At 35.5% G+C, this 16,629-nt stretch carries 11 protein-coding genes and 1 tRNA gene; 10 read left to right on the top strand and 2 right to left on the bottom strand.

Going from position 1 to position 16,629, the window contains the following annotated elements:
- Window positions 1–104 precede the first annotated feature (104 nt).
- From mukF to mukB, 3 genes are read left to right on the top strand one after another with little or no spacing between them, the layout of a single operon-like run.
- A complete protein-coding gene (mukF, locus tag A9G31_RS02985) occupies window positions 105–1,427 on the top strand; it encodes a chromosome partition protein MukF (RefSeq protein WP_065560363.1) in 1,323 nt (440 codons plus the stop codon).
- 43 nt (window positions 1,428–1,470) lie between these two features.
- A complete protein-coding gene (gene mukE, locus A9G31_RS02980; RefSeq protein WP_081299322.1) occupies window positions 1,471–2,199 on the top strand; it encodes a chromosome partition protein MukE in 729 nt (242 codons plus the stop codon).
- 2 nt (window positions 2,200–2,201) lie between these two features.
- Window positions 2,202–6,620 carry a chromosome partition protein MukB gene (gene mukB, locus A9G31_RS02975; RefSeq protein ID WP_065560362.1) on the top strand — a complete coding sequence of 1,473 codons (4,419 nt, stop codon included), beginning with the start codon at window positions 2,202–2,204 and terminating at the stop codon, window positions 6,618–6,620.
- 478 nt (window positions 6,621–7,098) lie between these two features.
- Here the strand turns inward: mukB and A9G31_RS02970 are convergent.
- Both A9G31_RS02970 and secG read right to left on the bottom strand, forming a co-directional pair.
- A tRNA-Leu gene (locus A9G31_RS02970) sits at window positions 7,099–7,184 on the bottom strand.
- Between the two features lie 7 nt (window positions 7,185–7,191).
- Window positions 7,192–7,566, bottom strand: a complete 375-nt coding sequence (gene secG / locus A9G31_RS02965) for a preprotein translocase subunit SecG (protein WP_065560361.1) — start codon at window positions 7,564–7,566, stop codon at window positions 7,192–7,194.
- A gap of 297 nt (window positions 7,567–7,863) precedes the next feature.
- Between secG and thiI the strand changes: the two genes are divergently transcribed.
- From thiI to pflA, 7 genes are all read left to right on the top strand, one after another.
- The gene (gene thiI / locus A9G31_RS02960; protein WP_065560360.1) at window positions 7,864–9,312 is read left to right on the top strand and encodes a tRNA uracil 4-sulfurtransferase ThiI; all 1,449 of its coding nucleotides are present in this window, start codon (window positions 7,864–7,866) and stop codon (window positions 9,310–9,312) included.
- Window positions 9,313–9,431: 119 nt separating this feature from the next.
- On the top strand, window positions 9,432–10,154 hold the full coding sequence (locus A9G31_RS02955; RefSeq protein WP_065560359.1) for a response regulator: 723 nt from the start codon (window positions 9,432–9,434) through the stop codon (window positions 10,152–10,154).
- A gap of 28 nt (window positions 10,155–10,182) precedes the next feature.
- The gene (gene cpxA / locus A9G31_RS02950; RefSeq protein WP_065560358.1) at window positions 10,183–11,565 is read left to right on the top strand and encodes an envelope stress sensor histidine kinase CpxA; all 1,383 of its coding nucleotides are present in this window, start codon (window positions 10,183–10,185) and stop codon (window positions 11,563–11,565) included.
- A 19-nt stretch (window positions 11,566–11,584) separates the two neighbouring features.
- Window positions 11,585–12,070 carry a tRNA (uridine(34)/cytosine(34)/5-carboxymethylaminomethyluridine(34)-2'-O)-methyltransferase TrmL gene (gene trmL / locus A9G31_RS02945; RefSeq protein WP_065560357.1) on the top strand — a complete coding sequence of 162 codons (486 nt, stop codon included), beginning with the start codon at window positions 11,585–11,587 and terminating at the stop codon, window positions 12,068–12,070.
- A 286-nt stretch (window positions 12,071–12,356) separates the two neighbouring features.
- Window positions 12,357–13,205, top strand: coding sequence for a formate transporter FocA (gene focA / locus A9G31_RS02940; protein WP_081299320.1), 849 nt, complete (start codon window positions 12,357–12,359; stop codon window positions 13,203–13,205).
- Between the two features lie 67 nt (window positions 13,206–13,272).
- Window positions 13,273–15,555: a formate C-acetyltransferase gene (gene pflB / locus A9G31_RS02935; protein WP_065560356.1), complete on the top strand. Its 2,283-nt coding sequence runs from the start codon at window positions 13,273–13,275 to the stop codon at window positions 15,553–15,555.
- Between the two features lie 247 nt (window positions 15,556–15,802).
- On the top strand, window positions 15,803–16,582 hold the full coding sequence (pflA, locus tag A9G31_RS02930; protein ID WP_218056351.1) for a pyruvate formate lyase 1-activating protein: 780 nt from the start codon (window positions 15,803–15,805) through the stop codon (window positions 16,580–16,582).
- Window positions 16,583–16,629: the final 47 nt, after the last annotated feature.

Genomic DNA, 16,629 nt, shown 5'->3' with positions numbered 1-16,629 from the left:
TTTACTCTATATTGTTATATAATTAGCGTTATTTTTGTGTCTACCTTGAAGTGTAAACTTTGAGGCATGATTCGATTTTGTTCTCCTTGAATTAAGGATTTTTTATGATTTATTTTTCCCAATCAGTGCCAGAACTGGTCTCTTGGGCAAAAAAGAATGATTTTTCGATCGCTTTGCCTGTGGAAAGGTTAGCTTTTTTATTAGCTATTGCCGTATTAAATAGCGAACGTTTTGACGGTGAAATGACGGAATCTGAATTAATTGATGCTTTTAGGCATGTTTCACAAATTTTCGAGCAGAGTGAAGACACTATTACATTGCGAGCTAATAATGCTATCAATGATTTGGTACGCCAACGCTTAATCACACGTTTTGCAAGTGAAATGACAGACGGTTTTTCGATTTATCGTTTAACTCCGTTAGGGATAGGTATTTCTGATTATTATATTCGCCAACGTGAATTCTCAACGCTGCGTTTATCCATTCAATTATCTATTGTTGCGCAAGAGTTAAAACGAGCTGCAGATGCAGCCATCGAAGGTGGTGATGATTTACATTGGCATCGAAATGTCTTTGCGCCATTAAAATATTCAGTCGCTGAAATTTTTGATAGTATCGATATCACACAACGAGTGATGGATGAACAACAAGCTGATGTTAAACAAAATATTTCTGCTCTATTAAGTCAAGATTGGCAAGCAGCAATTAGCAGTTGTGAAGGGTTACTGACTGAAACATCACAAACATTGCGGGAATTACAAGATACTTTGGCTGCTGCAGGTGATAAATTACAAGCCAGTTTACTTTTAATACAAGATGCGACGCTTGATAATCCAGAACTAGATAAAATCAACAATGTAGTTATGGATCTGCAAGGTAAACTAGATCGAATTATTGGTTGGGGGCAAAAAGCGATTGATCTTTGGATCGGTTATGATCGCCATGTTCATAAATTTATTCGTACTGCTATTGATTTAGATAAAAATCGTGTGTTTTCGCAACGCTTACGAAAATCGATTCAAGGATACTTTGATTTGCCTTGGTCACTCACTTTTGCTAATGCCGATCGCTTACTAGATATGCGTGATGAAGAATTGGCACTACATGATGCTGAGGTAACTGGAGAATTACCTTCGGAACTTGAATTTGAAATGATTGAAGAGATTCAAGAACATATTATTGCTCATATTGAACAAAATTTAATGGTATTTAAGCAAGAAAATAAACCACTTGATATGGGCGCTACCATTCATAACTATTTGGCTCAGTTCCCGCGCGAACAACATTTTGATATAGCGAGATTATTTATTGATCAGGCTATTCGTCTCGGTATTGCTGAAGATGATTGGCTTGGAATTCCTGCCGAATGGAAACCTATTAACGATTATGGAGCTAAGGTACAAGCACATGTCATCAACAGATACTAACGATTTCGAAACACAACAAAACGCACATCATCTTGATGAAGTTATGGGGCGCATAGTCGCTAGTTCTCAAGCTTCTATCGATAAATATATGCCCGTTAAATTGGCCCAAGCAATTGCTAATCCGATCTTTCCAGAACTGGATAGTTTACTACGCTCTGGCCGTCATATTGGTATTGATGAACTTGATCATCATGCTTTTCTAATGGATTTCCAACTTGAGCTTGAACAATTTTATCAACGTTATAATGTTGAGCTAATCCGTGCGCCTGAAGGATTTTTCTATCTTCGTCCTCGCTCAACAACATTGATTCCTCGTTCAGTATTATCGGAGCTTGATATGCTTGTTGGCAAAGTACTTTGTTATTTGTATTTAAGTCCCGAGAGATTAGCGCATGAAGGGATTTTTACCTTACAAGAATTGTTTGATGAACTGGTTTCATTAGCAGATGAAAGTAAGTTACTCAAATTAGTAAACCAACGTTCAACAGGTTCAGATTTAGATCGCCAAAAACTATTTGATAAAGTGAAAACAGCGTTAAATCGCCTACGCCGGCTAGGCATGATTTTTTTTATTGTTGGTAATGACAGTAGCCGTTTTCGCATTAACGAATCAATTTTCCGTTTTGGTGCGGATGTACGAAGTAGTGATGACGCACAAGAAGCGCAATTACGCCTAATTCGAGATGGCGAAGCAATTAAAATCGAATCAGCACTTATTTTAGATGATAATAATGAAGAACAAGATGAAGATGTTAATGAGGAGACTGAATAATCATGATTGGACACGGTAAATTTCACTCATTAACGCTAATTAACTGGAATGGTTTTTTTGCACGAACTTTTGAGCTTGACCAATTAGTTACGACATTATCTGGTGGTAATGGTGCTGGTAAATCAACTACCATGGCGGCATTTGTAACTGCATTAATACCCGACTTAACTTTATTACACTTTAGAAATACAACCGAGGCTGGAGCCACATCAGGTTCACGAGATAAAGGCTTGCATGGTAAATTAAAACCAGGCGTCTGTTATTCTATGCTGGACGTAATTAACTCACGGAACCAAAGGATTATTTGTGGTGTACGTTTGCAACAAGTAGCAGGGCGGGACAAAAAAGTCGATATCAAGCCTTTTTTATTGCAAGGATTATCTATCAGTGTAAGCCCAACAGAGTTGGTTACGGAGCGTTTAAATGATAAACAAGCGCGAATCTTATCGTTACCAGAGTTAAAAGATAAAGCCGAATCAATGGAAGGCATTATCTTTAAACAATTTAACTCAATTACTGATTATCATTCGGTTATGTTTGATTTTGGTATTCTACCAAAACGCTTACGCTCTCCATCCGATAGAAGTAAATATTACCGTTTGATTGAGGCCTCACTTTATGGTGGTATCTCAAGTGCTATTACTCGTTCCCTACGTGATTATTTATTACCAGAAAATAGTGGTGTACGAAAAGCTTTCCAAGATATGGAAGCCGCATTACGCGAGAATCGGATGACGTTAGAAGCCATTCGAGTAACACAATCGGATCGTGACTTATTTAAACACTTAATTACTGAGTCAACTAATTATGTGGCAGCTGATTATATGCGCCATAATAATGAACGCCGAGTTCATATAGAATCAGTACTTGGCCTGCGCCGTGATATGTTTAAAACACAAGATCTGCTTATAAGCAATCAATACCGCCAAGTTGAAATGGCAAAAGAACTTAAAGAACATCAAGATGCGCAAAGTGATTTGGAAACCGACTTACAGGCGGCTAATGATCACCTCAATTTAGTGCAAACAGCATTACGTCAACAGGAAAAAATTGACCGTTATCAAGCAGATTTAGATGATTTAAACTTAAAGTTAGAAGAACAAAACGAAGTGGTACTTGAAGCGAATGAACAGTACCAAACCTATCGTGATCAAGTAGAACAAACAGAACAAGAAGTTGACGAAATCAAGACTCAATTAGCTGATTACCAACAGGCTCTTGATGTTCAACAAACACGTGCAATTCAATACCAACAGGCCTTACAGGCGTTAAAAAATGCTCAGTCATTATGCCAGTTACCAAAATTAGGTATTAGTAATATTGAAAATCACTATGAATTGTTTGAAGAAAAGCAAAAAGAGATCACGGAACAAGTTCTTGAACTCGAGCAAAAATTAAGTGTATCTGATGCGGCAATTAATCAGTTTGACCGTGCTTATCAATTAGTGATCAAATTAGTTGGCGATGTTACCCGAAGTGACGCTTTTGCGGCCGCTAAAGAAGCATTAAGACAATGGCCATCACAATGTTACCAAGCAGAACAAGCCGAGCATTTACAGCTACAACTAGATGAGCTAGAACAACGATTTTTTGAACAAAAAGAAGCAGAATCGTTATTAACACAATTTTGTAAACGTATTGAACGCCAAGTTAATTACGATGAACTAGATGATTTCAAACAAGAACTTGAATTGCAATTAGACGAAACAGCCGAACGAGCTAATGAATCTAGCGAAAAACGTATTGAATTTAGGCAAGAGCTTGAACAAATTCAATCAAAAATAGCTGATTATCGTCAAAAAGCTCCATTATGGTTGAAAGCACAAGATGCATTAATCGCTTTACAAGAACAAACTAGTGAACAGTTTAATAATAGTCAAGATGTCACTCAACATATGCAAAAACTGCTAGAAAAAGAGCGAATACTTGTTACTGAGCGAGACCAAATTAGTTTTAGACGCAACCAATTAGATGTTCAAATTGAGCAACTAAATCAACCTAGTGGTGTCGATGATGGACGTTTGTCTTCGTTAGCAGAACGATTTAATGGTGTATTACTTTCTGAAATTTATGAAGATGTAACAATTGATGATGCACCTTACTTTTCTGCATTATATGGTCCATCAAGACAAGCTATTGTTGTACCAGATTTATCATTAGTTAAACAGCAATTAGAAAACCTTACCGCAAGTGATGAAGATTACCCTGAAGATATCTATTTTATCGAAGGTGATCCTTCATCATTTGATGATAGTGTTTTTGATTGTGAGGAAATGAATAAAGCGGTACTTGTCAAAACGGGCGATCGTCAATGGCGATTCTCAAGCTTTCCTAAAGTACCACTATTTGGTCGTGCCGCTCGTGAGATTCACCTTGAAAAATTATCTGCCGAACGTGATGAATTACATGAACGCTATGCAACTATCTCATTTGATTTACAAAAATTACAACGAATTGAACAAAATGTTGGGCAATTTATTGGTCAACATTTAGGAGTTGCTTTTGATATCGATCCTGAAGCTGAAGCGCAAAAATTAACGACAAGACGCACTGAAATTGAACGACAATTATCGTCTCAGGAAAGTATTGATAAACAAAATCAGCAACAAGTTACTAATTGCAAAGAACAATTAGCAACCATAAATCGCTTGGTTGCGCAAATGCATTTATTGGCTGATGATGATCTGGCCGATAGGATTGACGATTTACGTGAACAAGTAGCACAAGCACAAGAATCTGCGCAATATGTTAGCCGTAATCGTAATACCGTTTCAGAGCTTGAACCAATTTTAGCTGTTTTACAAAGTGATCCTGAACAAAATGAGGTTTTACGAGAACAATACAATACAGTTAAAGCACAACAACAGACTATCCGCCAACAAGTTTTTGCCTTAACTGAAGTAATGCAACGTCGTGCCCACTTTAGCTATGAAGACTCGGCAGGTATGTTAAATGAAAATAGTGATTTAAATGAAAAATTACGTTCTCGCTTAGAAATCGTCGAAACTCAAAGAACTGAAGCTCGCAGCCAGATGCAACAGTATCAAGACAAATACAATCAATATAATCAAACACTAGCTTCGCTTAAAAGTGCATTTGAAACCAAGCGCGATATGTTGCATGAGCTACAAAAAGAAATTGAACAAATTGGGGTAAAAGCCGATGCGATCACTGAAGAACGTGCTCGATTACGTCGTGATGAAATCCATCAAAAATTAAATAACAATCGTCAACATTGTACATCGCTTGAAAAGCAACTCATTATGTGCGAAAGCGAAATGACACAATTGCAAAAACGGCTAACTCAAACACTGCGAGATTATAAGCAACTACGCGAACAAGTAGTGCAAGCCAAAGCGGGTTGGTGTTTAGTTTTAAGGCTTGTTAAAGAAAATAGTGTTGAACGGCGTTTACATCGACGTGAACTTGCCTATTTAAGTGCGGATGAATTGCGCTCAATGTCAGATAAAGCATTAGGTTCCTTACGTTTAGCTGTTAATGACAATGAACATTTGCGGGATGTATTAAGACTATCAGAAGATCCAAAACGCCCAGAACGTAAAATCCAATTCTATATCGCTGTTTACGCACATTTGCGTGAACGGATTCGCCAGGATATTGTTAAAACTGACGATCCAATTGAAGCCATTGAACAGATGGAAATTGAATTGTCACGCTTAACAGAAGAACTCACTTCGCGTGAACAGCAACTGGCAATTAGCTCGAAGAGTGTATCGAATATTATTCGTAAAACCATACAGCGCGAACAAAATCGTATTCGTATGCTTAACCAAGGATTACAAGCAGTGGCATTTGGTCAAGTTAATGGCGTGCGTTTAAATGTCAATGTTCGCGAAGCTCATTCAACTCTTTTAGCTGCACTTGCCGATGAGCAAAATGAACATCAAGATCTATTTAGTAATAATCGTATTACCTTCTCAGAAGCGTTAGCTAAACTCTATCAACGTTTAAATCCACATATTGATATGGGACAACGAACTGCTCAAAATATTGGTGAAGAACTGCTAGATTATCGAAATTATCTTGAAATGGATGTTGAGGTGAATCGAGGTGCAGATGGTTGGTTACGTGCTGAAAGCGGTGCATTATCAACGGGTGAAGCAATTGGTACAGGTATGTCAATTTTACTTATGGTGATTCAAAGTTGGGAAGAAGAATCCAAACGACTTCGGAATAAAGATATTTTGCCATGTCGTCTACTATTCTTAGACGAAGCAGCTCGACTAGATGCCAAATCAATTGCAACACTATTTGAACTTTGTGAACGATTAGAAATGCAATTAATCATTGCTGCTCCAGAAAACATCAGTCCTGAAAAAGGAACAACCTATAAACTCGTACGTAAAGTTATCAATAACCAAGAACATGTGCATGTAGTTGGTTTGAAAGGCTTTGCTTAATTCGTGCTTTGCCGACACTGTCGGCAAAGCTTTACAGTTTTTGTAAAAAAGTTTCCGGTAATTATACGTTTCAGTATAAAATAGGGTTACAGTTTCGAGCCTAATGTTAATTAAAAATTACTTTTTTAAAAGTTACTCTTTTGCTTGAAATTAATCAAAAATTCTTTTAAGTGGAAATTTTAGAAAGTATTATAAAAACGAATTTTTTTAAGAAAAGGATAGGGGAGTAATTTTATTTTACTTGCGTAGGAACTTTGTTTGGTGCGTCATTGGAATTACTTTTTTAGGCATACTTTTCTCTTATGGGACTATGAAATTATTTTAATATGTTTGCATAGTCCTTAATATAGTCCTAAAAATTTTGGTTGTAAATGTACCTTACTGATACTTAATGGGCAATAAAATAGACTTTGAGGCTTGTTATTACTGGGTTTGGTGTACTTTGTAGGGTTTAAAAGAATGTTACTGTTTATTGATTTGGTGCCGTGGGCGGGACTTGAACCCGCATGCTCTTAGAGCACTACCCCCTCAAGATAGCGTGTCTACCAATTTCACCACCACGGCGCCGTTGTTATTCAGGAATATCCGAAGTTGAATTTTGCTGTACAGGTTGAGTAATTGGAGCTGTTGCAGGTATAGTATTACCTTCATTTAGCTGTGTTGTTTCAGGTACGGTATCTTCAATGTTTTCGAATTCGTTAGATGAAGTCACGTGTGGTTTTGCACCTAAATTTGAAAGTAAGATGCTTATTACAAAAAATAAAATACCTAATAAAGTTGTAGCACGAGTTAAGAAATTCCCGCTACCTGAAGAGCCAAATAAAGTTGCAGATGCGCCAGCGCCAAACGATGAACCCATGTCAGCACCTTTACCTCGTTGTATTAAAACTAATGCAACTATTACAATCGCGATAATTAAATAGCTTATAATTAAAAATTCGTACATTTCAACCTGTCAATTTTATATGTTATACAGCAGAATTTATTGATGCGAAATATTAGCGAAAGACAGCCAAACAAGCAAGTAAAATTTAAGATATGATTGATATATTTTAAGCAGTTATACTTTTCGAGTAGTAAAAATACTTATTTTATCTGTAGATGAGGTATCATTGTTTATTAACTAAATTTATTTCAATAAATAAATTAAAATCGTCATTAGATATATTTCTTATAATCAATTGTGAGTTTTTGAGGAAAACAAGTATAATAATGCATTTTTATAATAGTTCTCATTGATTTTATGAAATTTATTGTTAAGCTCTTTCCCGAAATTACCATCAAAAGTGATTCTGTTCGTTTACGATTTATTAAAATACTAACAAGTAACATTCGTAATATTTTAAAGCATCATATTGAAGATGTTGCGGTTATTCGTCATTGGGATTTTATTGAAGTTCGTCCAAAAGTTGAAAATAGTGAAGCTAAGATACTTCAATTATTAATGCGAATCCCTGGTATACATCATATTCTTGCTGTCGATGAAATCACTTTTGTTGATATGCATGATATTTTTGAAAAAGCATTGGATTATTATGCTCCATTAATTGAAAACAAAACGTTTTGTGTACGCGTGAAGCGTCGTGGTAAACATGAATTTACTTCAATTGATGTTGAACGTTATGTTGGTGGTGGGCTTAATCAACATGTGTCTTCAGCTAAGGTTAAATTAACTCATCCAGAAATCACCGTTCATCTTGAAATCGACAAAGAAAAGTTACTGCTGGTAAAAGGTCGACATGCTGGTATTGGCGGTTTTCCAACTGGTACACAAGAAGATGTTCTTTCGCTCATATCGGGTGGTTTTGATTCTGGTGTATCAAGTTATATGCTAATGCGACGCGGAAGCCGAGTGCATTATTGTTTCTTTAATCTTGGCGGAAAAACTCACGAAATTGGCGTTAAACATATGGCTCATTACCTATGGGAACGTTTTGGTAGCTCGCATAAAGTGCGTTTCATTGCTATTGATTTTTCAGATGTTGTTGGTGAAATTCTTGAAAAAATTGATGATGGGCAAATGGGAGTTATTCTAAAACGGATGATGATTCGTGCAGCATCAAAAATTGCGCAACGCTATAAAGTGGAAGCTCTCGTTACTGGAGAAGCATTGGGGCAAGTATCAAGCCAAACACTTACCAATTTACGTTTAATTGATAATGCCAGTGATACATTAGTTTTACGTCCTTTAATCACACACGATAAAGAAACCATTATCAATATTGCTCGTCAAATTGGTACTGAAGATATAGCTAAAACAATGCCAGAATTTTGTGGCGTGATATCTAAAAGCCCAACGGTTAAAGCCGTGAAAGAAAAAATTGAAGCAGAGGAAATGAATTTTGATTTCACGATTTTGGATAAAGCAGTTGCCGAGGCTGAAAATATTGATATTCGTGAGATAGCAAAACAAACTGATACAAAAATTGCTCATGTTGAAACTGTCACAACTTTGAGTACCGAGCACGTGGTTATTGATATTCGCTCTTCAGAAGAGCAGGAAGATAACCCACTTATATTGAATGATATTGAAGTTAAGCATATTCCATTTTATAAGTTAGCAACGCAATTTGGGAATTTGGATCAATCGAAGCAATATTTACTATATTGCGATCGTGGTGTCATGAGTAAGTTACAAGCGCTTTATTTAATTGACCAAGGTTTTAATAACGTAAAAATATTTTCTATATAAAACTTAACAATAATTTACTATATTATTAGTAAATTTTACATATAATGAGTTATCTAGGATAAAAACTATATTTGTTATTGAAATAAGTATCAAGAGTGAATTAGATAAAGAGGACTATAATGGGCAGCAAATTACTTGTAGTGGATGATGATCAGGAAATTACTTTATTATTACGAGAACTGCTTGAATTAGAGGGGTATCAAGTTGAAATAGCAAATAATGGTGTTCAGGCGTTAGAAAAGTTTGATAACACGGTAGATCTTATTTTGCTAGATATTATGATGCCTGAAATGAATGGATTTAAATTATTATCTCAACTTAGAGGTAAATTTACGGTACCTGTTATTTTTTTAACGGCTAAAGATAATGAATATGATAAAGTTATTGGGTTGGAACTAGGTGCTGATGATTACATCCTAAAGCCATTTAATGATAGAGAACTTATTGCCCGAATTAACGCACTTTTACGTAGAACTCAATGGGGTAATATAGGAAACGGCGAAATCGATAAACCGGTTCAATATACAATTGATAAACTTAGTGTAAATCGAAAACAACAATCTGTATTTTTTGATAACGAACAAATCATCTTAACGGGTACAGAGTTTCAAGTGTTGTTAACGTTTCTTGAAAATGCAGGTAAAATAATTACACGTGAGACGTTAAGTGAATCTGTTTTAGGGAAAGAGTTTATTCCACTTGCCCGCTCAGTTGATGTACATGTTTCGAATTTACGCAAAAAGCTCCCGCCTAGGAGTGATGGTTTACCTTGGATTAAAACCTTACGTTCAAAAGGTTATTTATTTGTAATTGATCAAAATGACGATTTGTTGCACGGATAACATTACAATGGAAATTAGATAATATAACATGTGGTTTTTTGATAGACTATCAATCAGAATTTTCACAATATTTTTATTAACCATAGCTTTTTTCCTAATGTTAATAATGGTTTTACCGAGTCTTGATTCTCGAAATTTAACCTACTTAGCAAATAAAGATAAAGAAGCTGGTAATGTACTTGCGCATCAGATTGAAAATGATCTTATTAATGTACCAAAAGATAGTTTTCGGTGGTGGATGCGTTTTATTGTTGTTATGGATAGTCATCAAAAACCGGGTCAATTTTTATTTATTGTTACTCCTAATGAGCAAATCATTACCGCTGAAACAAAAAATATTGATTTGCTCAAAAACTTTAGTGAAAAATCCCATAATGTTAAAGATCCTGCAAAAAAAATCTATGATTCTCAAGAAATTATAGGACCTTTTCTAATTCATTATGCTAATGCTGAATATCAATTATATATTCTACAACAAACTACAGATATTCAATCTCAATTAGTTAACTTTATATTTGATCATCCTTTTTTATTATTAAGTTTGACCATGCTGGCTAGTTCTCCCTTTTTGCTATGGTTATCTTGGAGTATTGCAAAACCAGCTAGAGGACTAAAAAAAGCAGCTGATCAGGTTGCGAAAGGAAATTTACAAGAGTGGCCTGAGCTAGAACAAACGGGATCATCTGAATATAAAGCGACGGGTGCTAGTTTTAACCATATGTTAAGAGAGCTTAAACGGATGCAAGAAGTACAGCAGCGTTTGTTTTCAGATATTTCTCATGAGTTACGCACTCCCTTGACTCGTTTGCAACTTGCCACATCGCTATTGCGGCGCAAACAAGGCGAAAGTAGTGAAGTTATTCGTATTAATAATGAAGCCATGAAATTAGATTCTATGATTGGTGACTTATTGTCATTGGCAAGGCAACAATATGACAATAATGAAATTCGTGAATTTAATAAAATTAATATTCTATTTAAACAGGTGCTTGATAATGCCGCTTTTGAAGCAGAACAAATAGGTAAAAAATTAACAGTGACAAATTTTCCAACCAACCATACCATATTATGCTATCCAATTGCTTTGTGCAGTGCACTTGAAAACGTTATACGCAACGCATTTCGTTATTCGAATAAACAGATCGATATCAATTTTTTTGTACAACAACAAAAACTAACTATTACAATTGATGATGATGGTCCAGGGGTTGCTGAAAGTGAACTAGAACAAATTTTTAGGCCTTTTTATCGTACAAGCGAAGCTCGAGATCGTGAATCTGGTGGAACGGGATTAGGGCTCGCTATTGTAGCTAATGCCATCATACGCGATCACGGTACTGTAAACGCAGAAAAAAGTCATCTTGGTGGACTTAGAATTGTGATAGTATTGCCAATTCATAAACATCAATAAATTGTGAAAGAGAAAAGTTGTGTCAAATTCAGCCTTAAATATCGTTTTATTTGAACCCGAAATTCCTGCTAATACAGGCAATATTATTCGCCTTTGTGCTAACACTGGTTACAATTTACATATTATTGAACCAATGGGTTTTTTTTGGGATGATAAGAAATTAAGACGAGCTGGACTTGATTATCAAGAATTTGTTGATGTAAAACGTTATAAAAATCTCAACCATTTTCTAGATGCCAATCAAATTGACCTGTTAACCCAAGTTTATGCTTTAACCACAAAAGGGCAAAAGCCACATAGTGAAGTCAATTACCAGCAAAATGACTTCTTAATGTTTGGACCTGAAACCCGAGGCTTACCAAAAACCATACTTGATGCACTACCACAAGATAAAAAAATCCGTATTCCTATGCTAGCCACTAGCCGTAGTATGAATTTATCTAATTCTGTCGCAGTTGTGGTTTATGAATCGTGGCGTCAGCTGAATTATATGGGGGCAAAATAAAATCAATAATCTATCTACCTAAGCTATTTGGAGAAAAAATACGTTTATAACACGGCTAGGTTTATAATAGCTAATTTTTGATGAGCGATACTAAATAAGATTAGCTTCAAACCATGAACAAATTTTCTTAAAAATTTTAAATCACTCACTTTTACTATAAGTAACGTCTTTAATAATGAGGGATTTTTGTGGTTTTAAAGTTTTTTAATAAAAAAAAGGTGATCTGCTTCAAATTTTGAGTATACTATGCGTCTCATAAAACCCTAGTTTTTTTGAGGATGTTAGTTTGAGTACCGATAAACTTGTGGATTCATATTCTCCCGCACAAATGACCCAAATTGCTGAAGAACTTGGCAATTACAAAGTAAACAAACACCCATGTAGTACGATTTTATCCGCAATGCTCGCTGGTGTTTATATATCTATCGCTTTTGTATTTTATATTACCGTAACAACCGGAACAGCAACCGTTGCTTTTGGTTTGGCAAAATTAGTCGGCGGTATTTGTTTCTCTTTAGGACTTATGCTTGTTGTTTGTTGTGGTTCTGACTTATTTACTTCAACAGTATTGACCATTTTACCTAAAATGACCCATAAAATTGGTTGGACTAAAATGATTCGTAATTGGATTTTGGTCTATGTTGGTAACTTTATTGGTGCTATACTGTTTGTTACAGTTATTTGGTTTTCGGGCCAGTATATGGTAGCCAATGGTTTGTGGGGACTAAATATTTTACAAACCGCTGATCATAAATTACATCACACATTTATTGAGGCAGTATGTCTTGGCTTTTTAGCTAATCTAATGGTCTGTTTGGCCGCCTGGTTGAGTTACGCTGGTCGTAGTTTACTTGATAAAATGCTAATTATGGTTTTACCTGTTGCGATGTTTGTTGCCAGCGGTTTTGAGCATAGTATTGCAAATATGTTTATGATTCCTATGGGTATTGTGATTAAGAACTTTGCGTCCCCTGAGTTTTGGCAAGCAGCTGGTGTGTCGGCAGATGCATTTAAAGAGTTAACTATATCGCATTTTGTATTTAAAAATTTAATTCCAGTTACAATTGGGAATATTTTAGGTGGTTTAGCTGTAGCACTACCTTATTGGGCTTTATATTTACGTAAGCCACATTGATTTTATAATATTTACCCTCATATGTAATAGGGTAAATAGTTATTTTTGTAAACCTGAGGTGAAAATTATGAGTAATTTAAACGAAGTACAAGCAGCAGCTTGGAAAGGATTTAAAGATGGTGATTGGCAAAATAATGTTAATGTCCGCGATTTTATTCAAAAAAACTACACGCCATATGAAGGCGATGAGTCTTTCTTAGCTGGCGCAACTGAAGCTACAACTAAGTTATGGGATAAAGTAATGGAAGGCATTAAAATTGAAAATGCTACCCATGCCCCTGTGGATTTTGATACAAGTGTTATTTCGACAATTACTGCTCATGATGCAGGTTATATTGAAAAAGATTTAGAAAAAATTGTTGGCTTACAAACTGAAAAACCATTAAAACGTGCAATTATTCCGTTTGGTGGTATCAAAATGATCGAGAATTCTTGTAAAGCTTATAACAGAACGCTTGATCCTTTAGTCAAAAAAATCTTTACTGAATATCGTAAAACTCATAACCAAGGTGTTTTCGATATTTATACTCCAGATATTCTTCGTTGTCGTAAATCAGGTGTTATTACTGGTCTTCCTGATGCTTATGGTCGTGGTCGCATTATTGGTGACTACCGTCGTATCGCTCTTTATGGTATCGACTACTTAATGCAAGATAAATTTGCACAATTCAATTCACTTCAAGCTGATTTTGAAAACGGTGTTGATCTTCCAATGATTATGCAACGTCGTGAAGAAATCGCTGAACAGCATCGTGCACTTGGCCAAATTAAAGAAATGGCAGCTAAATACGGCTTCGATATTTCTGCTCCAGCAAAAACTGCACAAGAAGCGGTTCAATGGACATACTTTGGTTATTTAGCTGCGGTTAAATCACAAAATGGTGCTGCAATGTCATTAGGTCGTACTTCGACTTTCTTTGATATTTACTTCCAACGCGATCTTGAAGCTGGTTTAATTACAGAAAAAGACGCTCAAGAAATTGTTGACCATTTTGTTATGAAGTTACGTATGGTTCGTTTCTTGCGTACACCAGAATATGATGAATTATTCTCTGGTGACCCAATTTGGGCAACTGAATCTATCGCTGGTATGGGTGTTGACGGTCGTACATTAGTTACTAAGACTTCTTTCCGTTTCTTAAATACTTTATATACAATGGGTCCATCACCAGAACCTAACATGACAATCCTTTGGTCTGAAAAATTACCAAGTGGATTTAAAGAGTTCGCATCAAAAGTATCTATCGATACATCATCATTACAATATGAAAATGATGATTTAATGCGTCCTGACTTTAATAATGATGACTATGCTATTGCATGTTGTGTAAGCCCAATGATTGTTGGTAAACAAATGCAATTCTTTGGTGCACGTGCAAACCTTGCTAAAACTCTACTATACGCAATCAACGGCGGTGTGGATGAAAAATTAAAAATGCAAGTTGGCCCTAAAGAGACTCCAATCACTGATGAATATTTAGATTTTGATACAGTGTTTGCTCGTTTAGACCACTTTATGGATTGGTTAGCAAAACAATACGTAACAGCATTAAATGCAATTCACTATATGCACGATAAATACAGCTATGAAGCATCATTAATGGCGCTTCATGATCGTGATGTTATTCGTACTATGGCATGTGGTATTGCTGGTCTTTCAGTTGCAGCTGACTCTCTTTCTGCGATTAAGTATGCAAAAGTAAAAGCAATTCGTGATGAAGATGGTTTAGCTACTGACTTTGAAATTGAAGGTGAATACCCACAATTTGGTAATAATGATCCACGAGTTGATGATATTGCTGTTGATTTAGTTGAACGTTTTATGAAGAAAATTCAAAAACTTAAAACTTATCGTAATGCAACACCTACACAATCTGTATTAACCATTACATCAAACGTTGTTTATGGTAAGAAAACAGGTAATACTCCAGACGGACGTCGTGCTGGTGCGCCATTTGGACCAGGTGCTAACCCAATGCACGGTCGTGACCAAAAAGGTGCGGTAGCTTCATTAACATCTGTTGCTAAACTTCCATTTGCTTATGCTAAAGATGGTATTTCTTATACTTTCTCTATCGTTCCAAATGCTTTAGGTAAAGATGATGATGTGCGTAAACGCAACTTAGCTGGTTTAATGGATGGTTATTTCCATCATGAAGCTACAGTAGAAGGTGGTCAACATCTAAATGTTAATGTATTAAATCGTGATACATTATTAGATGCGATGGAACATCCTGAAAAATATCCACAATTAACTATTCGTGTTTCAGGATATGCAGTGCGTTTCAACTCATTAACTAAAGAACAACAAAATGACGTAATTAACCGTACATTTACACAAAAAATGTAATTTAGTTAATTGTTAACTTAATCGAAATAGCGTCTTTAAAGGCGCTATTTTTTTATCAGTGCAAATATTATTTTTGCCATCTTTAAATTAAATATTAATCCGATGATAATAATTTAATATTGTTGATATTTATCCAGTATAATTAATCGAAATATAATTCATGGCGATTAATACTATTGGTTTAAGTTTGACGATAGTGGAGTTAAAATTATTAAAAAGTCATATGAGCAATGATTCGAGATTATCTATGGAACAACAAAATATTATTATGACAACTAAGTCGCCTATTAAAGGCCGTATCCACTCTTTTGAATCCTTTGGTACTGTTGATGGTCCAGGGATTCGTTTTATTGTTTTTTTTCAAGGTTGCCTAATGCGTTGCTTGTATTGCCATAATCGTGATACATGGGATTTAAAAACTGGTCGAGAGGTCACCGTTGATGAGCTTATGAAAGAAATTGTTTCTTACAAAAGTTTTATTATGCCTAATGGTGGTGGTGTGACAGCTTCGGGCGGTGAGGCTACGTTACAAGCTGAGTTTGTTACTCAATGGTTTAGAGCTTGTCATCAAGAAGGCATTAGTACTTGTTTGGATACTAATGGTTATGCAAGGCAGCTCGACCATGTTGTTGATGAACTTTTAGAGGTAACAGATTTGGTCATGCTTGATTTAAAGCAAGTTAATGATGAAATTCATCAAAAATTAGTTGGAGTGCCAAATAAACGAGTTCTTGAATTTGCTAAATATTTGCAAAAAATTAATAAGCGAACTTGGATACGTTATGTTGTTGTTCCTGGGTGGACTGATGATGATAATTCAGCACATCTGCTTGGTAAATTTATTGAGGGGATGGATAATATTGAGCGTGTAGAATTACTTGCTTATCATAAACTAGGTGCTTATAAATGGGATACGATTGGAGATAAATATAAGTTGGAAGGCGTTGAGGCTCCACCAAGAGAAACCCTTGATAGGATCCAAGGTATTTTAGAAAGCTATGGTCATTATGTTACATTTAGTAAATAGTAGATAGATTGTTTGATAAGAGGCGCATTCAATTGTGCCTCTTTAGT

This window comes from Gilliamella sp. Gris1-4, assembly GCF_001690335.1.
GTDB lineage: Bacteria > Pseudomonadota > Gammaproteobacteria > Enterobacterales > Orbaceae > Gilliamella > Gilliamella apicola_P.
Note: the sequence above shows the minus strand (reverse complement) of the source record. Positions and strands in the feature narration are given on the sequence as shown.

Bases quoted from the DNA above. Each gene is read 5' to 3' on its own strand.
- cpxA (WP_065560358.1), top strand. From the start codon at position 10,183: ATGTGGTTTTTTGATAGACTATCAATCAGAATTTTCACAATATTTTTA.
- pflB (WP_065560356.1), top strand. From the start codon at position 13,273: ATGAGTAATTTAAACGAAGTACAAGCAGCAGCTTGGAAAGGATTTAAA.
- mukF (WP_065560363.1), top strand. From the start codon at position 105: ATGATTTATTTTTCCCAATCAGTGCCAGAACTGGTCTCTTGGGCAAAA.
- mukE (WP_081299322.1), top strand. From the start codon at position 1,471: ATGGGGCGCATAGTCGCTAGTTCTCAAGCTTCTATCGATAAATATATG.
- pflA (WP_218056351.1), top strand. From the start codon at position 15,803: ATGGAACAACAAAATATTATTATGACAACTAAGTCGCCTATTAAAGGC.
- A9G31_RS02955 (WP_065560359.1), top strand. From the start codon at position 9,432: ATGGGCAGCAAATTACTTGTAGTGGATGATGATCAGGAAATTACTTTA.
- thiI (WP_065560360.1), top strand. From the start codon at position 7,864: ATGAAATTTATTGTTAAGCTCTTTCCCGAAATTACCATCAAAAGTGAT.
- mukB (WP_065560362.1), top strand. From the start codon at position 2,202: ATGATTGGACACGGTAAATTTCACTCATTAACGCTAATTAACTGGAAT.
- secG (WP_065560361.1), bottom strand. From the start codon at position 7,566: ATGTACGAATTTTTAATTATAAGCTATTTAATTATCGCGATTGTAATA.